Source organism: Phytopseudomonas daroniae, from assembly GCF_004327285.1.
GTDB lineage: Bacteria > Pseudomonadota > Gammaproteobacteria > Pseudomonadales > Pseudomonadaceae > Aquipseudomonas > Aquipseudomonas daroniae.
In genome coordinates, this window is sequence record NZ_QJUI01000002.1 from 217,045 (window position 1) to 241,191 (window position 24,147).

General features: G+C 58.5%; 25 protein-coding genes and 5 tRNA genes. 9 read left to right on the forward strand and 21 right to left on the reverse strand.

Annotated elements, in window-relative coordinates:
• Nucleotides 1-12 precede the first annotated feature (12 nt).
• The 10 genes from DNK06_RS02830 to DNK06_RS02875 all read right to left on the reverse strand — a co-directional run bounded on the left by DNK06_RS02830 (nucleotide 13) and on the right by DNK06_RS02875 (nucleotide 8,730).
• Nucleotides 13-1,110: a flagellar basal body P-ring protein FlgI gene (locus DNK06_RS02830; protein ID WP_131178528.1), complete on the reverse strand. Its 1,098-nt coding sequence runs from the start codon at nucleotides 1,108-1,110 to the stop codon at nucleotides 13-15.
• Nucleotides 1,111-1,121: 11 nt separating this feature from the next.
• Nucleotides 1,122-1,817, reverse strand: a complete 696-nt coding sequence (flgH, locus tag DNK06_RS02835; protein WP_131178529.1) for a flagellar basal body L-ring protein FlgH — start codon at nucleotides 1,815-1,817, stop codon at nucleotides 1,122-1,124.
• Between the two features lie 61 nt (nucleotides 1,818-1,878).
• Entirely contained in the window at nucleotides 1,879-2,664 is a 786-nt protein-coding gene (gene flgG / locus DNK06_RS02840; protein ID WP_131178530.1) for a flagellar basal-body rod protein FlgG, read from the reverse strand.
• Nucleotides 2,665-2,710: 46 nt separating this feature from the next.
• Entirely contained in the window at nucleotides 2,711-3,451 is a 741-nt protein-coding gene (locus tag DNK06_RS02845; protein WP_131178531.1) for a flagellar basal body rod protein FlgF, read from the reverse strand.
• A 196-nt stretch (nucleotides 3,452-3,647) separates the two neighbouring features.
• Entirely contained in the window at nucleotides 3,648-4,967 is a 1,320-nt protein-coding gene (flgE, locus tag DNK06_RS02850) for a flagellar hook protein FlgE (protein WP_131178532.1), read from the reverse strand.
• Nucleotides 4,968-4,990: 23 nt separating this feature from the next.
• Entirely contained in the window at nucleotides 4,991-5,692 is a 702-nt protein-coding gene (locus DNK06_RS02855) for a flagellar hook assembly protein FlgD (RefSeq protein WP_131178533.1), read from the reverse strand.
• 16 nt (nucleotides 5,693-5,708) lie between these two features.
• The gene (flgC, locus tag DNK06_RS02860; protein WP_131178534.1) at nucleotides 5,709-6,152 is read right to left on the reverse strand and encodes a flagellar basal body rod protein FlgC; all 444 of its coding nucleotides are present in this window, start codon (nucleotides 6,150-6,152) and stop codon (nucleotides 5,709-5,711) included.
• Nucleotides 6,153-6,163: 11 nt separating this feature from the next.
• A complete protein-coding gene (gene flgB, locus DNK06_RS02865) occupies nucleotides 6,164-6,574 on the reverse strand; it encodes a flagellar basal body rod protein FlgB (RefSeq protein ID WP_131178535.1) in 411 nt (136 codons plus the stop codon).
• 286 nt (nucleotides 6,575-6,860) lie between these two features.
• Nucleotides 6,861-7,688, reverse strand: a complete 828-nt coding sequence (gene cheR, locus DNK06_RS02870; protein ID WP_131178536.1) for a protein-glutamate O-methyltransferase CheR — start codon at nucleotides 7,686-7,688, stop codon at nucleotides 6,861-6,863.
• Nucleotides 7,689-7,794: 106 nt separating this feature from the next.
• A complete protein-coding gene (locus DNK06_RS02875; protein ID WP_131178537.1) occupies nucleotides 7,795-8,730 on the reverse strand; it encodes a chemotaxis protein CheV in 936 nt (311 codons plus the stop codon).
• A 78-nt stretch (nucleotides 8,731-8,808) separates the two neighbouring features.
• Here DNK06_RS02875 and flgA point away from each other — a divergent pair, with 78 nt between their 5' ends.
• The 4 genes from flgA to DNK06_RS02895 all read left to right on the forward strand — a co-directional run bounded on the left by flgA (nucleotide 8,809) and on the right by DNK06_RS02895 (nucleotide 11,461).
• Nucleotides 8,809-9,567 (forward strand): flagellar basal body P-ring formation chaperone FlgA, encoded by a 759-nt coding sequence (gene flgA, locus DNK06_RS02880; protein WP_131178538.1) that lies wholly within the window; start codon nucleotides 8,809-8,811, stop codon nucleotides 9,565-9,567.
• Between the two features lie 152 nt (nucleotides 9,568-9,719).
• Nucleotides 9,720-10,055, forward strand: coding sequence for a flagellar biosynthesis anti-sigma factor FlgM (gene flgM, locus DNK06_RS02885; RefSeq protein ID WP_131178539.1), 336 nt, complete (start codon nucleotides 9,720-9,722; stop codon nucleotides 10,053-10,055).
• A 107-nt stretch (nucleotides 10,056-10,162) separates the two neighbouring features.
• Nucleotides 10,163-10,630 (forward strand): flagella synthesis protein FlgN, encoded by a 468-nt coding sequence (locus DNK06_RS02890; RefSeq protein ID WP_131178540.1) that lies wholly within the window; start codon nucleotides 10,163-10,165, stop codon nucleotides 10,628-10,630.
• Nucleotides 10,631-10,708: 78 nt separating this feature from the next.
• Nucleotides 10,709-11,461 carry a flagellar brake protein gene (locus DNK06_RS02895; protein WP_131178541.1) on the forward strand — a complete coding sequence of 251 codons (753 nt, stop codon included), beginning with the start codon at nucleotides 10,709-10,711 and terminating at the stop codon, nucleotides 11,459-11,461.
• Between the two features lie 18 nt (nucleotides 11,462-11,479).
• Here DNK06_RS02895 and DNK06_RS02900 read toward each other — a convergent pair whose 3' ends face one another.
• The 4 genes from DNK06_RS02900 to DNK06_RS02915 form a co-directional block, all read right to left on the reverse strand.
• Nucleotides 11,480-12,811: an MFS transporter gene (locus DNK06_RS02900; RefSeq protein WP_131178542.1), complete on the reverse strand. Its 1,332-nt coding sequence runs from the start codon at nucleotides 12,809-12,811 to the stop codon at nucleotides 11,480-11,482.
• Between the two features lie 200 nt (nucleotides 12,812-13,011).
• Nucleotides 13,012-13,671 carry a YceH family protein gene (locus DNK06_RS02905; protein WP_131178543.1) on the reverse strand — a complete coding sequence of 220 codons (660 nt, stop codon included), beginning with the start codon at nucleotides 13,669-13,671 and terminating at the stop codon, nucleotides 13,012-13,014.
• Nucleotides 13,672-14,081: 410 nt separating this feature from the next.
• A tRNA-Arg gene (locus tag DNK06_RS02910) sits at nucleotides 14,082-14,156 on the reverse strand.
• Nucleotides 14,157-14,248: 92 nt separating this feature from the next.
• Nucleotides 14,249-17,716, reverse strand: a complete 3,468-nt coding sequence (locus DNK06_RS02915) for an indolepyruvate ferredoxin oxidoreductase family protein (RefSeq protein ID WP_131178544.1) — start codon at nucleotides 17,714-17,716, stop codon at nucleotides 14,249-14,251.
• A gap of 202 nt (nucleotides 17,717-17,918) precedes the next feature.
• Between DNK06_RS02915 and DNK06_RS02920 the strand changes: the two genes are divergently transcribed.
• From DNK06_RS02920 to DNK06_RS02930, 3 genes are all read left to right on the forward strand, one after another.
• On the forward strand, nucleotides 17,919-18,386 hold the full coding sequence (locus DNK06_RS02920; protein WP_131178545.1) for an Lrp/AsnC family transcriptional regulator: 468 nt from the start codon (nucleotides 17,919-17,921) through the stop codon (nucleotides 18,384-18,386).
• Nucleotides 18,387-18,565: 179 nt separating this feature from the next.
• Nucleotides 18,566-18,802: a hypothetical protein gene (locus DNK06_RS02925; protein ID WP_131178546.1), complete on the forward strand. Its 237-nt coding sequence runs from the start codon at nucleotides 18,566-18,568 to the stop codon at nucleotides 18,800-18,802.
• A 182-nt stretch (nucleotides 18,803-18,984) separates the two neighbouring features.
• The gene (locus tag DNK06_RS02930; protein ID WP_242674635.1) at nucleotides 18,985-19,173 is read left to right on the forward strand and encodes a PA3371 family protein; all 189 of its coding nucleotides are present in this window, start codon (nucleotides 18,985-18,987) and stop codon (nucleotides 19,171-19,173) included.
• Nucleotides 19,174-19,224: 51 nt separating this feature from the next.
• Here DNK06_RS02930 and phnN read toward each other — a convergent pair whose 3' ends face one another.
• Nucleotides 19,225-19,797 carry a phosphonate metabolism protein/1,5-bisphosphokinase (PRPP-forming) PhnN gene (gene phnN, locus DNK06_RS02935; protein WP_131178547.1) on the reverse strand — a complete coding sequence of 191 codons (573 nt, stop codon included), beginning with the start codon at nucleotides 19,795-19,797 and terminating at the stop codon, nucleotides 19,225-19,227.
• Nucleotides 19,798-20,271: 474 nt separating this feature from the next.
• Here phnN and DNK06_RS02940 point away from each other — a divergent pair, with 474 nt between their 5' ends.
• The gene (locus DNK06_RS02940) at nucleotides 20,272-20,601 is read left to right on the forward strand and encodes an Arc family DNA-binding protein (protein WP_093502155.1); all 330 of its coding nucleotides are present in this window, start codon (nucleotides 20,272-20,274) and stop codon (nucleotides 20,599-20,601) included.
• A 138-nt stretch (nucleotides 20,602-20,739) separates the two neighbouring features.
• Here DNK06_RS02940 and mgtE read toward each other — a convergent pair whose 3' ends face one another.
• The gene (gene mgtE, locus DNK06_RS02945; protein ID WP_131178548.1) at nucleotides 20,740-22,188 is read right to left on the reverse strand and encodes a magnesium transporter; all 1,449 of its coding nucleotides are present in this window, start codon (nucleotides 22,186-22,188) and stop codon (nucleotides 20,740-20,742) included.
• 318 nt (nucleotides 22,189-22,506) lie between these two features.
• On the opposite strand from mgtE, the gene bamE reads away from it, so the two are divergent.
• Nucleotides 22,507-23,004, forward strand: coding sequence for an outer membrane protein assembly factor BamE domain-containing protein (gene bamE, locus DNK06_RS02950; protein ID WP_242674634.1), 498 nt, complete (start codon nucleotides 22,507-22,509; stop codon nucleotides 23,002-23,004).
• Between the two features lie 42 nt (nucleotides 23,005-23,046).
• On the opposite strand, the gene DNK06_RS02955 is transcribed toward bamE, so the two are convergent.
• The 5 genes from DNK06_RS02955 to csrA all read right to left on the reverse strand — a co-directional run bounded on the left by DNK06_RS02955 (nucleotide 23,047) and on the right by csrA (nucleotide 24,109).
• Nucleotides 23,047-23,123 (reverse strand) — tRNA-Arg (locus tag DNK06_RS02955).
• Between the two features lie 211 nt (nucleotides 23,124-23,334).
• Nucleotides 23,335-23,411: transfer RNA gene (locus DNK06_RS02960), tRNA-Arg, on the reverse strand.
• A gap of 211 nt (nucleotides 23,412-23,622) precedes the next feature.
• Nucleotides 23,623-23,699 (reverse strand) — tRNA-Arg (locus DNK06_RS02965).
• A gap of 72 nt (nucleotides 23,700-23,771) precedes the next feature.
• Nucleotides 23,772-23,862, reverse strand: a tRNA-Ser gene (locus tag DNK06_RS02970).
• A 61-nt stretch (nucleotides 23,863-23,923) separates the two neighbouring features.
• The gene (gene csrA, locus DNK06_RS02975; protein ID WP_013792214.1) at nucleotides 23,924-24,109 is read right to left on the reverse strand and encodes a carbon storage regulator CsrA; all 186 of its coding nucleotides are present in this window, start codon (nucleotides 24,107-24,109) and stop codon (nucleotides 23,924-23,926) included.
• Nucleotides 24,110-24,147 lie beyond the last annotated feature (38 nt).

Sequence of the window (24,147 nt, forward strand, 5' to 3'; positions counted from 1 at the left end):
GTCTCGTTCCTTTTAAATCACGATCAGGTCGGCCTGCAGAGCGCCGGCTTGTTTGAGCGCCTCCAGGATGGCCATCAAATCGGAAGGCGCAGCGCCCACCTGGTTCACCGCACGCACGATCTCGTCCAGGGTGGTACCGGGGCCGAACTTGAACATCGGCTTCATTTCTTCGTCGATGCCAACGCGCGAACGTGGTACCACGGCGGTCTGCCCGCCGGACAGCGCGCCTGGCTGGCTGACGATCGGGTCTTCGGTGATGGTCACCGTCAGGCTGCCGTGGGTCACGGCGGCGGGCTGCACACGCACGTTCTGGCCAATCACGATGGTGCCGGTACGCGAGTTGATGATGACCTTGGCCACCGCCTGGCCCACTTCGACCTCGAGGTTTTCCAGAATCGACAGATAGTCGACACGCTGGCTAGGGTCGAGCGGCGCGCTGACGCGAATCGAACCGCCATCGAGTGCCTGGGCCACGCCTGGGCCGAGCAGCTCGTTGATGTGGTCGACGATATTCTTGGCGGTGGTGAAATCCGGACGATTGAGGTTCAGCGTCAGAGTGTTGCCCTGATCGAAGCCGCTCGGCACCGGCCGCTCGACCGTGGCACCACCGGGGATGCGACCGGCCGACGGCACGTTGACGGTGATGCGCGACCCATCGGCGCCACTGGCATCGAAACCACCGACCACCAGGTTGCCTTGGGCAATCGCATAGACATTGCCGTCGATGCCCTTGAGAGGCGTCATCAGCAGGCTGCCACCACGCAGGCTCTTGGCGTTACCGATGGAAGAAATGGTGATGTCGATGGTTTGCCCCGGTTTGGCGAAAGGAGGCAGATCGGCATGGATCGACACCGCGGCGACGTTCTTGAGTTGCACGTTGCCGCCTTCCGGCACCTTGATACCGAACTGCGCCATCATGTTGTTGAAGGTCTGCACGGTGAAGGGCGTCTGGGTGGTCTGGTCACCGCTGCCGTTGAGGCCCACGACCAAACCGTAACCGATCAACTGGTTACTACGCACACCCTGGATACTGGCCAGATCCTTGAGCCGCTCGGCTTGAGCGGTCGAGGCCAGCAGCAAGGCGGCGATAGTGACGATCCATTTACGCATGATCATGAGCCTCAGAACGGCCACAGCGGGCTGATGAAAAAGCGATCCAGCCATCCCGGCTGGCTGGCATCGGCGAATGCGCCAGTACCGGAATAGGTGATGCGTGCATCGGCGATACGGGTCGAGGCCACAGAGTTGTCGCGAGCAACGTCGTCAGAGCGAACCAGACCTGCAATTCGCACCAGCTCGTCACCGGTATTGAGGGTCATCCACTTCTCACCGCGTACCACCAGCAAGCCATTGGGCAACACTTCAGCGACGGTCACGGTGATCGAGCCGGTCAGGCTGTTGCTCTGCCCGGCCTGGCCGGAGCCCTGGGTATCACGCGAGCCACTGTACTGAGCGCCGAGGCTCATGGGGTTGCCGGTCAGCGGATTGGTCGCCGACACGCCACCGCCAAACAGCGAGGTCAGCCCCATGTTCGCCGTGCTGTCCTTCTGCAGCTGCGAGCTGGCGTTCTTGCTGGCCTGGGTGCGTTCATTGAGAGTGATGGTGATGACATCGCCTACCCGAAACGCCTTGCGATCACCGTACAGGTTATTCTCGAAACCGGACTGGTAGATCGAACCGTTGTTCTGCGCAGCCGGCAGCGGCGTACGCGGCAGCACCGGCGCGTAGTACGGATCATTGGGCTTGGCGGCAGGCGCCACGCAGCCACTCAGCACTACGCTACCGAGAATCGAGCACACACACATCAAGCGGTTCATTACCACTACCTCACAACGTTCAGGCGTATCGAGGGGCGGGCTCGTACCCTACCCCGGGGTCTTAAAGGGTCTGCGTGATGAACGACAGCATCTGGTCAGCGGTGGAGATGACCTTGGAATTCATCTCGTAGGCGCGCTGGGTGGTGATCATGTTGACCATCTCCTCGACGACGCTGACGTTGGAGTTCTCCAGGGTGTTCTGCAGGGTGGTTCCCAGGCCGTTGAGGCCGGGAGTGCCCACCTGAGGCGCACCACTGGAAGCCGTTTCCAGGAACAGGTTGTTACCGATCGCTTCCAGGCCTGCCGGGTTGATGAAGTCGGAGATCTGGATGTTGCCGACGATCTGCGGCTGCGGGTTGCCGGTGGTGGTCACCGACGCGGTACCGTCCTCCCCCACAGTGAAGGTGCGCACCTCCGGCGGCAGCACGATGGCAGGCTCCAGAGCGAAGCCTTGCGAGGTGACCACCTGGCCATCCGAGTTCAAGTGGAAGCTGCCGTCACGGCTATAGGACACCGTGCCGTCGGGCATCAACACCTGAAAGAAACCGCGACCATTGATCGCCATGTCCAGTGGCTGCTCGGTGGTCTGCAGGCTGCCAGCAGTAAAAATCTTCTGCGTACCGGTAACACGCACACCGGTGCCGAGTTGCAAACCGGAAGGCAACTGACTGTCCTGGCTGGATTGACCGCCGGGCTGCCGGCGAATCTGATACAGCAGATCCTCGAACTCGGCGCGATCACGCTTGAAGCCCGTGGTGGATACGTTGGCCAGGTTGTTGGAAATGGTCGTCAGGTTCATGTCCTGGGCGGACAGGCCGGTCTTGCTGACCCAAAGTGCCGGAAGCATAGCGTTTCTCCTCGGGCGCCGGATTCATGGCGCCGCGCGTTGGTTATCAGGTCATCTGCAAGACGCGCGCCATGGCGGTGTCGTTGTCTTCTGCGGTACGCATCATCTTGACCGACAGCTCGAACTGCCGGGACAGCGCCAGGATCGAGGTCATCTCCTCGACCGCATTGACGTTGCTGGATTCGAGAAAGCCCGAGGTGATTTGCACCGTGGCGTCGGCTTCCGGCGGCTGCTGGCCGGTGTAGCGGATCATGCCGTCGCTGCCCTTCTGCATCTGCTTGAGATCAGGGTTCACCAGCCGCAACCGATCGACCTCGGCCAATACGTTGGGCGCTTCGCCCAGGGCGCGGATGCTGATGGTGCCGTCCTGACCGATCTCGATCTTCTGCTCTGGCGGCACGGCAATCGGCCCCGCATTGCCCATAACCGGCATACCGTTGCCGGTACGCAGCATGCCCATGGCATCGACATTCAGGCTCGCGGTACGCACATAGGCCTCGGTGCCATCGGGCGACTGCACTGCCAACCAGCCCTTGCCGCCGATCGCGACATCCAGATCACGTCCGGTTTCCTGCAGGGAGCCTGGTGTGAAATCGGTACCTGGCCGCTCGCTCATGGCGAATACGCGCGAAGGCTGGGTTTCACCAAAAATCGGCATCGAGCGTGCTTGCTCGAAATCGCGGCGAAAACCGCTGGTGGAGATGTTCGCCAGATTGTTGGCGTGGGCACGCTGGGCCAACGTGTTGTTGTGGGCACCAGTCATGGAGACGTACAGCATCTTGTCCATGTTTCCTCCGAGGTGGGGCAACTCGCCCGCGACTCTGACAAGAGCGTTAAAGCAATTCATGTGCCATTTTCTTAAAAAATAGATAAGCACATGATTTTATTGAGCTTATAAAAACAGAACAGGCTCCCGAAGGAGCCTGTAATTTGTCGTTTGGCGAGTTGTTGCCGCTAGCGGCAACAACTCCCTGACGCGCCTATCAACGCAGGTTGATAATCGTCTGGGAGAGAGTACTTTCCGTCTCGATAGTCTTGGCATTCGCCTGATAATTGCGTTGGGCAACGATCAGGTTGACCAACTCGGCAGTCAGGTCAACATTGGAATCTTCCAACGCTCCAGACGTCAACGAACCCAGGGTGCCGGCACCAGGCGTGCCGATAACCGGCTCACCGGAAGCATAGGACTCCACCCAGTTGGTACCGCCCACCGGGGTCAGCCCCTGCATGTTGGCGAACGTGGCCAGAATGACTTGGCCGATCACCTTGGATTGGCCATTGGTGTAGGTGGCGAACATGCTGCCGTCTGCACCGATGGAGAGTCCGGAGAGCTGACCGGTGGTATAACCGTTCTGTGTCAGAGTGTTGACGGCAAAGGCCGTGTTGGTCTGTGACGAGCCTCGTATGTCCAACTCGACCCCGGTCGCGCTCGCGGCGGCTCCGTTCGTGCCCCAAGTCACCGGATTGGTGGTGCTATCGGTGATGGTCGCGGGCACCCAGTTATTCAACGAGAATACGCCGTTAATATCGCTGGTCAGCCCTGTCGAGTTTGACGTAGTGCCGACAAGATTTCCTGAAGCGTCGAAGTTGACCGTGGCATTGTAAGGAACGGTGCTGGTCGGATCTTCTGGATTACGACCATCGATGGTGACATACATGGTCCAGGAATTGCTGTCAGTATCGCTTTTGACGAAGTACTGCGACATCGTGTGGGAGTTGCCTTGCGAATCGTAGATATCGACCGAAGTAGACCAATTGTAGCTAGAGGTTGCGGAGGGATCGAAAGGCGTAGTGGTGGGCGTTGACGCCGTCGAGTTCAGCGCAACTTTCTGGGTGATCGACGATGTGGCATTAGGCAACTGATTAGAGGCATCGATGACCAGATCCGTTACCACGCCATTGATGATTGCACCATTGGCATCGATACCATAACCCTGCAGCTTATTATTCGAGCTGTCGACGACATAACCGTCCTTATCGGCATGGAACGTACCATTACGGGTATAGGCGCGGGAACCGCCATCGCTTAGCACGAAAAAACCATTACCACTGATGGCCAGATCCAGGCTGTTACCCGTGGATGTGATATTGCCCTGGGTAAATTGCTGAGCGACAGCCGCCGTGACCACACCATTGCCGGTGGCATTGCTGCCAGAACCGAGCATAGAGGTTGCATATACATCCGCGAACTCGGCGCGTGACGCCTTGAAGCCCGTAGAACCCACGTTGGCAATGTTGTTGCCGGTGACGCTCAAATTTTTGCTTGCGGCATTCAAACCGCTCAAGCCGATATTGAAAGACATCTATCACTCCTCCGGCGAGCCGGTTATTGGCCGATCATCTTGACTTTCGACAACGCGATGCTGCCCAGTCCTGCGAGATTGAGGGTCATTTCCTCAGTATCCTGCCCCAGCGTTACACTACTGACGATAGCGGGCAGGTATGTAGTAAGCGCTGTTTCGGTACCATCAAGGGTGGCGCTGGCTTTGAAGGTATAGGTGCCTGACTCGAGCGCATTGCCCTCGTCATCGGTGCCATCCCAGGAAAACTCGACAGTACCTGCGCTTTGCTGCCCCAGGCTGATGGTGCGAACCTTCGAGCCGGAATCATCGTAGACCGCGACGGAGACGCTCGAGCTAGTGGAAGGCAATACAAGCGAACCATATAAGCCGCCACCGCTCTCGTCCACGCTGACCAAAGCCTGATCCGTTTCCACCAGTACCGAGCGGCCCACCAGTGCTGATGCCTGCAACGCTCGAGACGATTGAAAGCTACTCAGAATCGTATCCATCGAAGCGTTGAGACTCTGCAGACTCTCGACACTACTGAACTGGGCAAGCTGGGCAACGAACTCGGTGTTGCTCTGGGGATCCAGCGGGTTCTGGTTGTTGAGCTGAGTAACCAGCAACTGCAGAAATTCCGTTCCGCCGAGAGAACTTTCGGAATTACTGGTGCTGCTCGTACTGCTACTGGAGCTAGAGCCGGAAAGACCGGACAGTATGGATTCAGACGTGTTGATGGTGCTCATTTATGCCACTCCCGGCTCACTGACCCAAGGTCAGTACACGCTGCATCATCTGCTTGGCGGTATTCATCATTTCCACGTTGGTCTGGAAGGCACGACTGGCGGAGATCATGTCCGCCATTTCCTCGACCACGTTGACGTTGGGGTAATACACGTAGCCCGCTTCATCCGCGGCCGGGTGATTCGGCTCGTAGCGTGGCATCAGACTGCTCTGATCCTCGACGATACCCAGCACCTGCACACCCGCGCCGGCCTGATCCTGATCAGCGAACAACGAACCGTTTTCGCCGCCCTGCGCCTGCTGAAACACGGTGGCGAACACGGGATGGCGAGCCCGATAGGTCTGGTCGATGCTCGAGGAGACCGTTTCGGCGTTGGCGATGTTGCTGGAAATGGTATTCAGACGAGTGCTCTGGGCACTCATAGCGGATCCGGCGATGTTGAAAACGCTGGTAAGTGACATATCGGGCTCCTTTATTCGCCACGCAGGGCGCTGACGAGCCCTTTGAATTTGTTGTTGAGAAGCGTGAAGCTGGCCTGGAAGGCCACCGCGTTCTCGGCGTAATTGGCCTGCTCGACCTGAGCATCGACGGTGTTCTGGTCGATCGATGGCGCAGTCGGCGTTCGGTAGGCCAGCGCCGCATCACCCATTGGCACGCCTTCTGCTGCAATGTGCCGGGCATTGGTACGATTGAGCGCCGAATTACCGCTGCCGCTGCTCTTGGCAGCCTGCTGGGCCAGTACGGAGGCGAAATCCAGATCCCGGGCCTTGTAGTTGGGGGTATCGGCGTTAGCCATGTTGTTGGCCAACACCTCCGCACGCTGGGCGCGGAAGCCCAGTGCCTTCTCGTGAATGCCAAGTGCGCTATCGAAGCTGATGCTCATCTCAGGAACCTTTGCCGTGGCGGCTAGCCTGTTTTCGTGCAAACTTCTCAGCAAAGCACGTGCCAATTTATTTTTTATCTTATAAATCAGCCTGATAAGCTAAAAACGAAGAGAACAACAGGCTCAAGCGGCAAAGCTTTTCCGCCGCTTGGCAAGGAGGGAGCGGCAATTGGACGAAGGCTTGCCGCTTTTCTGACGCTGGGGTGACAGAACACCGTCAAGCGCGATGAGGGAGATGAAATGAAAAACGGGAGGCCCAGGCTTCCCGTTTTTTCGATCTACTGAATCATTTGGCTTTGTAAATGATGCCTGGACTGCATTGCACCATCTGATAACGCTCAGGCAACCCGTTCAGCGCTTCGGAAGCGCCTAGGAACAGATAGCCGCCAGGCTTGAGCATGGCATGAATGCGCGTAAGGATGTCCTTCTTCACTTCGGCGGAGAAGTAGATCAGCACGTTGCGGCAGAACACGATGTCGAACTTGCCGAGGCTGGCGTAGCTGTCCAGCAGGTTCAGCGGACGAAATTCGACACGGCTCTTGATCGCTGGCTTCACCACCCAGCGCCCAGGCCCCTTGGGATCGAAATAACGCTGCAGACGCTCCTGGGCAAGACCACGCCCCATCGCCAGGCTGTCGTACTCACCCGACTTGCAGTTATTGAGCATGGTCGGTGACAGATCGGTGGCCACGATCTGCACACCGGCCTTGAGCTGACCAATATTGCTGCGCTCGAACTCATCGATGCTCATCGACAACGAATAAGGCTCCTGCCCCGAAGAACAGGCTGCCGACCAGATACGCAGGCGCTGCCCTGGATAAGCCTTGATAAGCTCGGGCAATACGCGACTCTTGAGCACCTCGAAGGGGTAGGCATCGCGAAACCACAAGGTTTCGTTAGTGGTCATGGCATCGACCACCTGCTCGCGCAGGCCACTGCGCGGCTGATTCTGCATGCGCTGCACCAACTCGCCCAGCGTCTTGATGGCGTTAGTCTCCATCAGCTTGTTCAGCCGACTGGAAACCAGGTACTGCTTATTGCTACCCAGCACGATGCCACAGGCTTTTTCCAGAAAGATCCGGAACTGCTCGAAATCCAAATTACCTGAAGACACTCGCGAAGCCTCGCCCATCTATAAAGTCGAATACGGCAAGCGAGCCAATGCGCGCCTGCCGATCTTGCCGCCAACGCCCGGTCGAAAACCCCGGGCGGCTCATTCGTTATGCCGAGTGATCGCTCAACTTGATTCGTTCGACCACACGGGAAGCCAGATCATCCGGGTGAAATTTCGCCAGAAAATCGTTGGCCCCCACTTTCTTCACCATCGCCTGGTTGAATACACCGGATAGCGAAGTATGCAGGAGAATATGCAATTTCTGCATACGCGGATCGGAGCGAATCGCTGCGGTCAGCGTGTATCCATCCATTTCCGGCATCTCGATGTCGGAGATGAGCATCAGCAACTCCTGCTCCGGCGACTTGCCCTCATCCGCCATCGCCTGCAGGAAACTCAGTGCCTCGCGCCCGTCATTCAACGCAGTCACCTCGACACCCACCGTCTGCAGGCAGCGCATCACCTGCTTACGTGCCACCGACGAATCATCGACGATCAGCACATGCTGGCTGACAGCCCTGGCCTGGGTCTCAACGTCCACCACACCGACGGAAATCACCTCGGAGGTCGGCGCCACTTCGGCGAGAACCTTCTCCACGTCGATGATTTCGACCAGTTTGTCATCCAGATGCGTTACCGCCGTCAGATAGTGGTCGCGCCCGGTGCCCTTGGGTGGTGGGTGGATTTCTTCCCAGTTCATGTTGACGATGCGCTCCACGGAGCGCACCAGGAAGCCCTGCACCTTAGTGTTGTACTCGGTGATGATAACGAAGCTGCCCTGCAGATCACCCAGTGGCCGCCTGCCCGTCGCCATGGACAGATCCAGGATCGGAATGGTACCGCCACGAATGTTCGCCACACCACGAACCACCGGGTTCGATTTGGGCATTACGGTGAGTTTCGGGCATTGCAACACCTCCTTCACCTTGAAGACGTTGATCCCGTACAGCTGTGGGCCATCGAGACGAAACAGCAACAGCTCCAGGCGATTCTGTCCAACCAGCTGAGTACGCTGGTTGACCGAGTCCATCACTCCGGCCATGTACGGCTCCCATGATTCCAGTAACGCATCTGGTTTGGTTAGCGTAGCAGGCGGCACGCGCCTTGCTTCTAATCAGACATGAATGCACAAACGACAATTATTCGACGCTCAATGGCCAAGAGCTTCCGTTGCCTGGCAGTTTTACCTGCTTTGCTGGCGCTCGGCTATAGCACGCTGACAACTGCCTCAGTCACTCTGCCCGATCAGCTTATCGGCGAGACCCAGCGCTTTCTTGAGCAGGCCGTTGAAGACTATTTGCAGCGCAGCAACATCCAGGCGCGCCACGAGACCCAGATCAATCGCCTGGATCCACGCCTGCGACTGCCTTTGTGTGATCAGCCATTGACGACGACCCTTGAAACGCCAGCCGAACCCGTAGGCCGAGTGACCATGCGCGTGCGTTGCGACGGCACTTCGCCATGGACGGTATTCGTTCCCGGCCAAGTGCGCCTTTATCGTGAGGTGGTTACCCTGGTACGACCAGTCAATCGCGAGGGCGTGCTCAGCGAGGCCGATATAATGCTGGCGGAGCGAGATGTCGGCCTGCTCAATCAGGGCTACCTGACCGCGCTGGAGCAGGCGATCGGCAGAAAAGCCACGCGCGCCATGCAGCCGGATCAGGTCTTGGCGCCCGTGCACATCCGCCAGGCGGAAGCGATCCGCCGCGGCGATCAGGTGGTGATCAGCGCACGCAGTGGCGGCATCAATGTACGCATGCCCGGCGAGGCGCTATCCGACGGCGCCGTGGGCAAGCAGATCAGCGTACGCAACCAGCGCTCGCAACGGGTGGTTCGCGCCCGGGTCATCGGCCCTGGACAAGTTGAAGTCTCCATGTAGGCATGATTCATGTTTATTATCCAATGGATTGGCTGACTGGCGAAGAAGGGTGTTTTAGACTGTGCAAGCGACGCGATTTTTTTGCCTAAAGTTTTCCCGGGCATAGCCGACACACTAGGCAAGCGTCCAAACTCTGTCAGAGGTTTTGCATCATGGTCATCGATTTCAACCGACTCAACAGCACCACGCCAGCCAGCACAACGCGTGCGGGTAGCACCCAGGGCGGCAAGAACGAAGCCATCGACAACAAGGCAGCTGCCAGCGAAACCGCAGGCCAGAATGCGGCCATCAGCGGCAAGAGCGGCGAATCCGTGCAGCTGAGCAGCGAAGCACAGCAATTGCAGAAAACCGTCGACCAACTGCGCGACCAACCTGTCGTCGATACCGATCGGGTAGCCAAGCTCAAGCAGGCCATTGCCGACGGTAGTTACCAGGTCGATAGCCAGCGCGTCGCCAGCAAACTGCTCAATTTCGAATCCCAGCGCTAGTCTCCGGGCTTGCGCTGGGGATGTTGGACGCCCAGGAACCGTTTCGACGTTTTGCCAGCCTGTTGGCCGGCAGACCTTGAGCAGGTTCCTCCCCAGAGAGCCCGCTAATGAACGCTACAACCCTGCTTGACCTGTTCAATGAAGATATCGGCCACGCCGAGCAATTGCTTGAGTTGGTCGAGGCCGAATTCCAGGCCCTGAGCGAACATGATCTGCCACGCCTGCAACAGATACTGGCCGACAAGCAACCCTTGCTGGCCAACCTTGATCAGCATGGCAAGAACCGCACCCAGATACTCCTCGGTCTCGAACTGAGCGCTGATCGCGCCGGCTTGCTCACGCTCGCCGAGCGCTCGGATCAGGGCGATGCGCTGGTGGCCGCCAGCGATCAACTGAGCAGTCTGCTGGAGAGCTGTCAGAGCGCCAACCTGCGTAATGGCCGGATCATCCGCTCCAGTCAGAAAAGCACGGAAAGCATGCTCGGCATTTTGCGCGGTAACGAGACGCCGTCACTCTATGACAGCAGCGGCGGTACCGCTAAAGTCGACAGCAAGCGCCCGCTTAGCCAGGCCTGACTATAACGACAAGATGCGCAATGATGCCAAAATGGCATTATCATTGACGCAGCAGCTTGCCTCGGAGATCACTGGACCGTGTCCACCCCCTTCGCTCAGGACGATGATGGCCCGCAACCCCCAAAAGTGCTCAAGGCACCCGTGGAAATCGTTGCCAACCTACGCCTTCTGCAACATCACCATGACCCTCTGATCATCATGTTCCAGGAGCGCAACCAGCGCTTCCAGAGCTATGTGATAGAAGTAGATCGCGCCCAGAATCTGTTGATTCTCGACGAGCTGATCCCCAGTGAAGGCGAACGCTATATGCAGAACGGCGAAGCCTTTCGGGTCGAATCGCAGCATGATGGTGTACGGATAGCCTGGGATTGCCCAGCCGGCATGCAAACGGGCGAATACCAGGGAGAGCGTTGCTACATCGGCGGCATTCCCGACGAGGTGCTCTATCATCAGCGCCGTAACGCGTTCCGGGCAGCGCTCAAGCAGTCAGATCAGGTCAAGGTGGAACTCAACAGCACCACGCTGCGCACACCACTGGAAGGCCTGATGCTCGATATTTCCGCTTCGGGCTGCAAGATTCGCTTGCCCGGCAAAGCCAGCGAAAAACTGCAGTCGGGCCAAATCTATGAAGGTTTCCACGCCCCGCTTCCAATAGGCCGGCTGGAAGCCGCCGTGGAACTGCGATACGCACGCTATGACGAAAAGCTCGATCTCACTTTCGCCGGCCTGCATTTCGCAAACCTTAGCGGGCTGCAACAGCGGCTGGTGGAGCGTTTCGTCTACCAGCTGCAACGCGAAGCACGGCGCTTCGAGAGCGACACCTTTCTCTGAGTCACTCCCTCCAGCCGATCAGGCCTGTGGCGGTGCTGCAGGCTTCTCTTCAGAATCGGCGTCAGCCTGCACATCAGGATCGGCCACCACGGGCTCCTGCATCTGTTCCTGAACCACCTGCTCATCGACACGCGGATCCAGTGCCGCCACCAGTGGCGATGCCGTCATGTTCACGGGCATGGCCACGTGCTGCAGCGGCGCATCGTCGACCTGATGGAGATGCGTGACGATATTCGAGCGTACTCGCCAGACCAGAAACAGTCCGCAGACGCAGAAGAAGGCATACAGCATGTTGGCGCCGAAAAAGCGCATCAGCACACCGACCAGCAGCGGCCCGAGACAGGCGCCGACACCAAATGTCACCAACAGCATTGCCGTCAGCGACACCCGCCGATCCGGCTCGACGTGGTCATTGGCGAACGCCACCGCCAGCGGATAAAGGCTGAACTGCAGCATGCTGACGACGAAGCCGACCGATACCAGCAACAACAGAGGTGCTTCGGCAAGTACCGCCAGCGGCGCGGCCACCACCACCATCACACCCGACATGCCGCGTATGAGCTTGACCCTGTCGAAACGATCCGAGAGCCAGCCCAAGGGCGCCTGGACGACCAGACCGGCGAGAATGCAGGAGCCCATGAAGATACCGACCTGCTCCGTCGCCAATCCCATGTCGGCGGCGTAGAGCGGCGCCAAACCATAGAAGGAGCCGATCATCAGGCCCGCGACGCCGATGGTGGTGAGCGACAGAGGCACACGCTGAAAGAAGAAACGCATTTCCAGCGGAGCCGGGTGCAATGGCGAGGGGTGCAAACGTCGGGTCAGTGCCACGGGCACCAGACACAGTGCGAACGCCAGGGCCACCAGCATCAGCAGCTCAAGGCCCAGGGTCGGGTGTACGACGAGCACCAACTGGCCGAGTACCAGGCCGAGGTATGAGGCCGCCATGTAGCCGGCGAATACCAACCCGCGCTGCTTGGTATCGGCCTGCTCGTTGAGCCAGCTCTCGATGACCATGTACTGGCACATCATCCCCAGCCCCACCAGCACACGCAGCACCAGCCAGGCCGGCAGCCAGTCGAGCAGCCCATGCCCCAGCACCGCCGCAGTGACCACACCGGCACACGCCACGTAGGCGCGAATATGCCCGACCCGAGCAATCAGCCGGTGGCCAATCTTGCCCCCCAGCACCAACCCGAAGTAGTTGGCAGCCATCAACGCACCAGCCCAGACGCCCTCGCCGGATTCGGCCAGACGTAGTGCCAGATAGGTACTCAGCAGGCCGGAGCCCAGCAGCATTAGAACGGTGGCGATATACAGCGAACTGAAGGACTTCCAGATCATGCGCATTGGACTGCGACGGCTCCTTGTAACCAGCTTCCCGGGCGGGCAGCTCAACCTAAATCAAACAAATAAGCCAATGGCAGACAGCGACCACGGCTCGGGCTCGTGGTCGCTGTGTCATATTGATAAGACGCAGCCTGTACAGTTCATTATTCCGCAACCAGACTCACAACCTGCGCAAATGCCCTTCGAACGCAGCCTCTACCTCAAGCGGACTGGCCGCCTTCCAGCACAGCCAGACGCGCCTCGAGCTCACTGATCCGCAACTCAAGCGTATCCAGGCGATCCGAAGAGGATCCCGCGGAGGAGCGCTCTCCCTGCCCTGCCCGCTCTTGCAGCTGCGCCTGCAGCTCTGCCGGATCTCCCAGCAGATGAGCATAGCGATCTTCGCGCTGTCCAGGCTGGCGCCCTACCAGGCTCACCAACTCCCGCCCAATCAAACGCTCCAGATGATGTTGCACCTGTTCGCTATCGTCGAAGTCATGCAGGCGATTGCTGCGTGTGAGCAGCTCGCTGATCGTCTGTGGCCCGCGCAACAACAGCAAGCCAATCAGCGCCAATTGCGGCGCTACCAACTCCAGCGCCTTGTCGGCCCGCTGTTCCCAGCGATCGGCACGACTGCCCATGACCAATCGCGCGAAGCCTCGCTCTTCCAGGCTTCGCAGGCCCTGTCCGACAGCACCCTGGGTGAGGCTCATCAGCGGATCGCGACTGGTCTTCTGGTTGCAGGCCAATACCAACGCATTCAGCGTCAGGGGATAGGCTTCCGGGGTCGTGGCCTGTTTCTCGATCAGGCTCCCCAGAATGCGCGCTTCGACAGCAGTCAACGGCTCTACGCTGGATACATCGTTAGGCTGATCGGACATATCGCTTACCTGACTGAGGGAAATGCCCACTAGCGTAGCCTGCGGACAGGCAAGATGACACGCTCAGAGCAGAATTTCGCAGAGCGCAAATCCCTGATTTTCCTGCGCAAATAAAAATCAGGAAAAAGATAATTGTAAATGAGAAGGATTTGTATTGATTAAATGTCGAGAATGATTATTATCTACTTCGTCAGCTGCGAAGCTGGCTTGATAATCTGAATGCATCCAGACGGAAGCTCCAGTTTATCTCCTCATCAGGCTAATCACGGTTATTGACCCGGCTTTTCGCCGGGTCTTTTTTTGATTTTTATCAGGCTAACGCAAACTGGTATGGCTGAAGCACTCACTGGCCGGGCGATATCAGGGCCAGATAAACAGACGGAAGCAGCTCCATCTTCAGCACTGGATCATGGCGTCCCCTGCTGGAATCGAACCAGCATCTAGCCCTTAGGAGGGGCTTATTCTATCCGTTGAACTAAGGAGACCCGCTCGATCCGGCGCCCGTTACAGCAGCCGGCCGGCATGTTAACCATCACAACGGAATTTGTCATGCCATCAACGCCATAGACGTGCCTTATCAGGCTGCTGGCTCGAACACCCTTACCACCGCAATTTCACCCGCCTTCATCCGTATCTGCAACTGCCGCTCCTGCGCCCGAGCCTGCTCTACCGCTTTTTCCTTGACGTGACCATAACCGCGGATCTGCCCTGGCAGCTCTGCAATGGCCAGCGCAGTTTCGTAGTTGACGTTGGTCAGCCCCTCCAATATCGCCACAACGCTGCGCTCGTATTCGTCGATCAGCGTGCGCTCAAGCTTGCGCTCCTCACTTCGGGCGAATGGATCCAGCCAGGTGCCACGCAGGAACCGTAGTGTCGACAGCACCTTGAAGGCCTTGAGCATCCAGGGGCCGAAGCTGCGCTTGCGCGGCTCTCCGGTCGTTTTGTCCGTATGACTGAGCCAGGAGGGAGCCAAATGAAACTGCAAACGGAAATCGCCCTGGAACTGCGCCCGTAACGACTCGGCGAATGCGGCATCGCTGTACAGACGCGCCACCTCGTACTCGTCCTTGTAGGCCAGCAGCTTGAAGTAATAACGCGCCACGGCCTGGCTCAGCCGACGCTGAGGATCGCTGTCGCGCTCACTCACGCGCATCACCAATTTGCGGTATCGCTCGGCATAAGCCGCGTTCTGATAAGCCGTGAGGCGCGCCACTCGATCCTCGATGATCGCCTCCAGCGTTTCGCAGCGCGGTGCCTGTGTGCTCGCTGGCCGTACCAGTCGCTCGACCGCAGCAGCGTCATGAGCAGCACGTCGCCCCCAGAGAAATGCCTGCTGATTGAACTCGATCGCGACGCCGTTAAGCTCGATGGCCTTGTCGATGGCCTCGGCACTTATGGGTACCAGACCTTTCTGGTAGGCATAGCCAAGCATGAACAGGTTGGTAGCGATACTGTCGCCCAGCAGACGAGTCGCCAGATGAGTGGCATCGACGAACCACGTCTTGTCCGCCCCCACCGCATCGGTCAGCGCCTCGCGCATGGCCTGCCCCGGTACCTGTGCGTCGGGATTGCGAGTGAATTCGGCGGTGGCCGCCTCATGGCTGTTGATGACCGCATGGGATACCTGCTCGTTGAGTTTGGCGAGGGCATCCTCACCGGCCGCCACCACCAGATCGCAGCCAATCAGCAGGTCGGCCTCGCCGGCAGCGATACGTACGGCGTAAATATCGTCCTGATGACCGGCGATGCGCACATGGGTATTCACGGGGCCGAACTTCTGCGCCAGCCCTGCCTGGTCAAGCACCGTGCACCCCTTGCCTTCCAGGTGCGCCGCCATACCCAGCAACGCACCCACGGTAGTCACGCCGCTGCCACCGACGCCAGGTAGCAGGATACTCCAGGGCCTTTCCAGGGACGGCTGACGTGGCTCCGGCAGAGCCACGAACAAAGCACCTGCACCTATCGCCTGAGGCTGGCGTAACTGCCCGCCGTGTACCGTTACAAAACTCGGACAGAAGCCATCCAGGCAACTGAAATCCTTGTTGCAGGCGTTCTGGTCGATCTCCCGCTTGCGCCCCAACTCGGTTTCCAGCGGCAGCACCGACAGGCAGTTGGATTTCACGCTGCAGTCGCCACAACCCTCACATACCGCCGCGTTGATGAATGCCCGCCGCGCCGGATCGACCAGTTTGCCGCGCTTGCGCCGACGGCGCTTTTCGGTGGCGCAGGTCTGATCGTAAATGATCACCGAGACGCCTTTGAACTCGCGCAACTCTCGCTGCACGGCATCCAACTCACGACGGTGGTGGAAGCTGGTGATAGGCGCGAAGGTCGAGCAGCTCGGGTATTTTTCCGGCTCGTCGCTGACCACCGCGATGCGTTTTACACCCTCGGCGAATACCTGCTGGCTCAATTGATCGACCCGTAGTTCACCATCTACGGGCTGGCCACCGGTCATGGCCACCGCGTCGTTGTAGAGAATCTTGTAGGTGATGTTGACGCCCGCTGCGACGGCTGCGCGTAGAGCGAGATGTCCGGAATGGAAATAGGTGCCGTCACCCAGGTTCTGGAACACGTGAGGTGTATCGGTAAAGGGCGCCTGGCCGATCCAGGTCACCCCTTCTCCACCCATCTGCGTGAAGGTTTCGGTACTACGATTCATCCACTGGGTCATGTAGTGGCAGCCGATCCCCCCCATCGCCCGACTGCCTTCCGGCACCTTGGTGGAACTGTTGTGCGGGCAACCCGAACAAAAGTGCGGCGTGCGCACTGTGCTGTAGCTGCGCGCCGCCAGCGCCTTTTCCTTGGCATCCAGAAAACCCAGGCGCGCGCCGATCACTTCGCTGGTGTAGATGGGCGCCAAGCGCCGGGCGATGACCCGAGCGATCATCGCCGGCGTCAATTCGCCCAGATTGGGCAGCAGTGACTGCCCCTGCTCATCGAACTCACCAACGACCCTTGGTCGCTTGCCCACAGGCCAGTTGTAGAGTTGCCCGGTCAGTTGGTCTTCGATGATGCTGCGCTTTTCCTCGACCACCAGAATTTCATCCAGCCCTTCGGCGAAACCGTGCACGGAAACCGGTTCCAGCGGCCAGCTCATGCCCACCTTGAGCACCCGCAGGCCGACTTTCGCGCAGAGCGCGTCATCCAGACCGAGATCCTCCAGAGCCTGGCGCACGTCAAGGTAGGACTTGCCCGTGGTGATGATGCCCAGTCGCGGGTTGGGCGAATCGAGCATGACCTTGTTCAGCCCGTTGGCGCGGGCAAAGGCTCGCGCCGCATAGATCTTGTAGACGTTGAGGCGTTTTTCCTGAGCCAGGGGCGGATCCGGCCAGCGGATATGCACGCCGTCGTCCGGTAGCTCGAAATCATCCGGCAGATTGATCGTCACGCGCTGCGGATCGACATCGACCACCGCCGAGGAATCGACGTTCTCGGCGATGGTTTTCAGCGCGACCCAGCAACCGCTGTAACGTGAAAGCTCCCAGCCGATGATGCCGTAATCGAGAATTTCCTGGACGTTGGCGGGATTGAGCACCGGAATCGACGCGGCGATAAAGGCATGCTCACTCTGGTGAGCGATGGTGGACGACTTGCAGCCGTGGTCGTCGCCTGCCAGCAACAACACACCGCCATGAGGCGATACGCCCGCCGAGTTACCGTGCTTGAACACATCGCCACTGCGATCCACGCCAGGGCCCTTGCCATACCACATGGCGAATACGCCGTCATAGCGGGCGCCGGGAAACAGGTTGGTCTGCTGGCTGCCCCATACCGCTGTAGCACCGAGCTCTTCGTTGACACCGGGCTGAAAGTGAATGGCGTTCTGCTGCAGAAACTCGCGGGCCTCCCACAGACTCTTGTCCAGCCCACCCAGGGGGGATCCGCGATAGCCGGAAATGAAGCAGGCGGTGTTGAGACCGGCGGCGGTGTCGCGCTGCTTTTGCAACATGGGCAGGCGGGTGAGCGCCTGAGTGCCGGTGAGGTATAGGTGACCCGTGGCAAGACGATACTTGTCGTCCAGGCGGATTTCGGCCAGAGACATGGGCGGCGCTCCTTTTGTTCTTATGGCGACCTTTTTCAAGTGGCAACGGTAGGTACCACCTGTTCACATCCACCAGGATCACTGTGCGGACGGCTGTCTTAAGCATAGACCGGAGTCTGGCGATTTTTTCTTTCTAATTTGCGCCGCCAATGCCAATACTGAGCATGAATGTTCCAATAAAAACAATTAACCGGAAAAGAACATGCACGAGCCATTAAGCGCCATCGACCGTCGCATCTTGCGCCTGCTGCAACGTAACGCCGACCTGAGCGCTGCCGAAATCGCCAAGAAGGTCGAGCTGTCCCAATCCCCCTGCTGGCGACGCATCAACCGCCTGCAGGAAGAAGGCTTTATCGAACGCAAGGTGGCGCTGCTCAGTCATAAGCGGCTCGGCTTCAACATCACCGTGTTCGTCAGCATCAAACTGTCGGCCCACGGCCGCAGCAATCTCGACGAATTCGAGCAAGCCATCATCGGTTATCCGGAGGTGCTGGAATGCTTCACAATGGCCGGCAGCTCGGACTACCTGCTCAAGGTCGTGGCGCGGGACATCGCCAGTTACGAGCGTTTTTTACGCGATCAACTTTTGCAACGCCCCCACGTGCTGGAAGCACATTCGGGCATTGCGATGAGCGAAGTGAAGCGCACTACCGAGCTTCCCCTGGACTGAAACCCGCGCATCGATCATGCATTTTGCAAGGCGGCAGTTGGGCCACCTTGCAACATGCACGAAAACCCTCGACAAAAACCAACATAACCAATTGTTTTATAAGTATTTTTTTATCAATAAATATTGGCATGAGAACTGCTCTCTTACTCGCATAGAACCCGAATGCGAGATTCCCCACCATGAACAGCCTCATCGCTCTGGCCGCCGCCATCGCCCTGACCCTGCTAGCAGGCGCCGCATTCGCCACCTTTCAGAATAACCAGCAGCAGGCCACTGCCATGCAGCTGGTGCAGCAGATGCGCGCCACGCCTGTGCAATTTCAACACGCCACCCAGGCTGAGCCTGGCCAGTTCGCCGCCAAACCTCTGACCAACAGCGAGTGGCAACCCCGTCCACAGCAACGCTTCACGTTCTGAATGATGGACATGTGGAGGGTATTTTTTCCTGGGTTCGTACTGCTGCTGGCCACCATCACCTGCGTTGCCATTTGGCTAATCGACGGGCTCTCGGAGCGAGCACCGCCGCAAACGTCCAGAGATGAACAGAATGACTCCATGACCCCTTTTTCCAGACGTCAAACATGCAGCACGAGGAAAGCATGATGTCCAAACCCGCTTTGTTGTTTCTGCTGATGGCAGCTATCTCCGGATGCCTGTTATGGGTCGCACCTGAGCAAGCCGAATGGCTGATAGTTGCCGCCAAGGTCGGGCTGGCTGTTAGCGGGATGTCGTTGACGGTTGCACTGCTGATCGGCAAACGGGTCAAGTTCGATCCGGTTCTGCGCTAACTCGCAAATCCGCCCCTGGCGAGTTGTTGCCACGCGTTAATAGCCAACGCCTCAGTCAGCGAAGCCTGTTGGCGCTTTTACCAGTTGCAGCAACCTTGTGACCGTATCCTCGAGGGGCCCGGAGTTGTCGAGGCGGATTACACCGTGCTCGGCCACCCCTTCTCCGTCAGCAACAAATTTCGCGTTGCGCGCCAATCTGGCTTCGATCTCGTCGAGCGCCTCCCGACCACGACACAACAGCCGTGAGCGCAGTACATCTTGCGAGACCTCCAGCAGGATGGGCAACAGGTCAGGGTAGCGCTGCCGAGCCTCGCCCAAGTATCCCCGAGATCCGTTGACCAGCACCTGCCAACCCGCCGCCAACCACGCGTCCGTTTCCCCGGGAATCCCATAGGCCAGGCCATTGGCCCGCCAGCTCATTGCGAAGGCACCGGACAGCAGACGCTTTTCGAACTCCTCGCAAGAAACGGCAATAGCATCCTCACCCATGGCTTCCGCGGAGCGTGTGATTACACGTCTAGCGACCCGGCATCCCTGAGCCTCAAGACGCTCGCGTGCAGCATCGAGCAGGCTGTCCTTGCCCGACCCCGAGGGGCCCATGAGATAGATCAGCCTACCCGCCATTCAGAAACACCTCTTTGGCTAGCGCCATAGCGACGCAGTTCACTGCGCAAATCAAGCGAGCCGATATCATTGGCTTCCTGGAGACAGCGGCACGTGCCGAATGATACCCGTGCTGCGCTTCGGCAGCGCCACACCCCATCCAGGACGGGTGATCAGCGATGGCTACGACAACCGAGGTGCCCTGGCCGCGAAAAATCCGAATGCGAGCCGCGATGATTTTGGCGCTAAAGCGCCCGACAAATGCGACTTTCCGCCCATTCGAGGCTAATTTCGATAACTGGTGCTGGCAAAAAGCCTCCACCCAGGCCAGAATACGACATGTAATTGGCGTCAATTATCCGATACAAAGAAATACGACCACCAAAGAAAACGCCGACCGAGTTGAACGGCTAGCGATAAAGATGGTCAGATTGCTGACACTCCCGTAGCTATATGCCACTACAGCTTCGTTTCCCTGAACTAATTGGTTGATGTATGCGCCCTATGAAACAGGCTATCTACTCCAGCCGTACGGCTGACAAGTTCGTCGTTCGGTTGCCCGACGGCATGCGCGAGCGCATCGCTGATGTCGCACGCCAACACCACCGCAGCATGAACTCCGAGATCATTGCGCGCCTGGAGCAGAGCATGCTTCAGGAAGGCGTTCTGGACGACGAGCTTGGCGTGCGCCTGGACAGCCCTGAGCTGTCCCTGCACGAGCGAGAACTGCTGCAGCGCTTCCGCCAGCTGTCACGCCGCCAGCAGAACGCCCTCGTCGCACTGATCGCGCACGACGCAGAGATGGCCGCCGGCAACGACGACTAATCTGCAAAAACGAAAAACCGGCTCCAGGCCGGTTTTTTTGTTGCTTGCCTTCCCTGGCAGCCACCCTGCGGGCCGTCGCAAGCGACGTCAAAAATGGCTCCCGGCCATTTTTTGTTGCCTGCGAAAAGCCGAATCGCCCTAAAGGAGGAACAGCGAAGCCAGCCCCAGGAAGATGAAAAAACCACCACTATCGGTGACTGCCGTGATCATCACACTGGCCCCCATGGCCGGGTCGCGCCCGAAACGCATCAGCGTCATGGGAATCAGCACGCCCATCAGGGCCGCCAGCAGCAGGTTGAGCGTCATCGCAGCGGTCATCACCACGCCCAGCGACCAGCTGTCATATAGACCGTATGCCACCACACCGATCACCCCGCCCCACACCAGGCCGTTGATCAGCGCAACGCCCAGCTCCTTGCGAATCAGCCGCGAGGTATTGCCATTGCCAGTACTGACCTGATCGAGCGCCATCGCGCGGACGATCATGGTGATGGTCTGGTTACCCGAGTTGCCACCGATACCTGCAACGATCGGCATCAAGGCCGCCAATGCCACCAGCTTCTCGATGGAGCCCTCGAACAGACCGATAACCCGCGATGCCATGAAGGCAGTGACCAGGTTGACGGCCAGCCAGGCCCAGCGGTTACGTAACGACTTCCAGACGGAGGCGAAGATATCTTCCTCTTCGCGCAGACCTGCCATGTTGAGGACTTCGCTTTCACTTTCCTCACGGATCAGGTCGACCATCTCATCGATGGTCAGACGACCGATGAGCTTGCCGTTCTTGTCGACTACCGGCGCGGAGATCAGGTCATAACGCTCGAAGGCCTGAGCAGCGTCGTAGGCATCTTCATCCGGATGGAAGCTGACCGGATCATTGGCCATGACCTCGGCAACCTGCTTCTCCGGATCGTTGACCAGCAGACGCTTGATCGACAGAACGCCCTTGAGCACACCGTCGTAGTCGACCACGAACAGCTTGTCGGTATGCCCTGGCAGCTCCTTGAGGCGGCGCAGATAGCGCAGCACCACCTCCAGACTGACGTCCTCACGGATGGTGACCATCTCGAAGTCCATCAGCGCACCGACCTGATCCTCCTCATAGGAGAGCGCAGAACGCACCCGCTCGCGCTGCTGGGCGTCGAGGGTTTCCATCAGCTCATGGACGACATCACGCGGCAGCTCGGATGCCAGATCGGCTAATTCGTCGGCATCCATCTCCTTGGCCGCCGCGAGGATCTCATGATCCTCCATGTCGGCGAGCAACGTCTCACGCACGGCGTCCGAGACTTCGAGAAGGATGTCACCGTCACGATCAGCCTTGACCAGCTGCCAGATGGCCAGACGATCGTCCAGCGGCAGGGCTTCGAGAATATAGGCGACGTCGGCAGAGTGCAGATCATCGAGCTTGCGCTGCAGTTCGGCGAGGTTCTGCCGGTGCACCAGACCTTCGACGCGATCCTGGTGGTGGCCTTCCTGGCGATGGGTAAGGTCTTCGACCAGTCGATGCCGCTGCAATAACTCGACGACCTGAGCGAGTCGATCCTGCAGGCTTTCTTGCGGCTTCTTGGTTTCTACTTCTGACATGGCACACTCCGCCCCCAGCGGCGGCGCGCGCGCGAGGGTCAATCAGTCAATACGTGATTGCACACTTGGAATTCTGAGTTACTACTGGGTAAGTCCATGGTGAGGATCCACAAGCCCCGGCGGGGCTGACAGATGAATAATAACACGCTAATCAGTCATGTACGTGACAAAGGCATGGCAAGACAAGCGCTTGCAGCATTTTCCTGATCCCGTCCGCAAGAGTTCGAATAGTCCGACGCCTGCGGCTCGGCAGAAGACACCTGGCAGCGAGAAGAGCATCGGCTAAGCTTGCCAGAACACGTCAAGGAGGACGCCACCATGCACTGGATGCGCTGCGCAGCCGTCTGCGCCATCATGCTCTGCCCTACCCCACTGCTCGCCTCGAGCGTCTTTCGCTGCGAAGACGGCAATGGCCACATCACCTTCACTCGGCATGGCTGCACTGAAAGCCAGCAACAGCACATTCAGGACACTCATAATCCCAGACCCGGTAGCGGTACAGCCGTTCCGCTGGCGATACCGCAACCAGCCACTAAAAGCGCAGCAGCAAGCTCTACCAGCAGCTCACTGACGGTTGTCGGCGAGCTGCAGGACGGTTGCGGTAATGCCGTCACCGGCAGCGCCAGGCGCGAAGCGATCATCAGGAAGCAGGTACGCGCCGGTATGACCCGCAGCGACGTGGAAAGCGCTCTCGGCAAGCCTGAGCGCATCAGCCGACGCAACGGCCAGACGACCTATCACTACGCCAGCAAGTACAACAGCGAGCGGCGCACGGTCAGCTTCGATCAGAATGACTGCGTCACGGGAAAACGCTGAGCAAAGAAAAAGGGCCTGCATCGCTGCAGGCCCTTTTTTGTATGGCGGACTCAGGAGGATTCGAACCTCCGACCGCTCGGTTCGTAGCCGAGTACTCTATCCAGCTGAGCTATGAGTCCGTTACAGATCACCTGAAAGCTACTGCGCTTGGTCATGCTGCGTTGAAACCAATCTCAGAATGCTCATTTAGAAACCTAAACTGCGCTTCTTCGCTTGCTTTCGCCTTGCCTGCCCTTCGCTCGCTACGCTTTCATGCGATCTTTGGTGTTTTTAGACCAGATCACCGCTGGTTGACGCAAAATGGTTCGCACTGCTGCAAGCCATTCAATATGGCGGACTCAGGAGGATTCGAACCTCCGACCGCTCGGTTCGTAGCCGAGTACTCTATCCAGCTGAGCTATGAGTCCGTTACAGATCACCTGAAAGCTACTGCGCTTGGTCATGCTGCGTTGAAATCAATCTCAGAATGCTCATTTAGAAAACTAAACTGCGCTTCTTCGCTTGCTTTCGCCTTGCCTGCCCTTCGTTCGCTACGCTTTCATGCGATCTTTGGTGCTTTTAGACCAGATCACCGCTGGTTGAAACAAAATGGCTTGCACTGCTGCAAGCCATTCAATATGGCGGACTCAGGAGGATTCGAACCTCCGACCGCTCGGTTCGTAGCCGAGTACTCTATCCAGCTGAGCTATGAGTCCGTTTGGTGTTTTTAGACCAGATCACCGCTGGTTTCTTCGCTAACCCGATTTAAAACCAGGCTTGCCAAATAATGGCGGAGAAGGGGGGATTCGAACCCCCGACACCCTTTTGAGGTGTACTCCCTTAGCAGGGGAGCGCCTTCGGCCACTCGGCCACCTCTCCGCAACACGGGGCGCATGATACTCATGTTCTCCCCGTTTGCAAACCAAAATTTCGAGAAAAATTAGTGGTTTGGTTCTTCGCCTTTCTCTTTCTGGATGCGCTGGTAAATCTCTTCACGGTGCACGGCGACTTCCTTAGGCGCATTGACGCCAATCCGCACCTGATTACCTTTAACGCCCAACACGGTGACAGTGACTTCGTCACCCACCATCAGGGTCTCTCCGACCCGGCGAGTCAGAATCAGCATTCCTTTCTCCTTACGGATTCAATTTCGGACAACAAGTC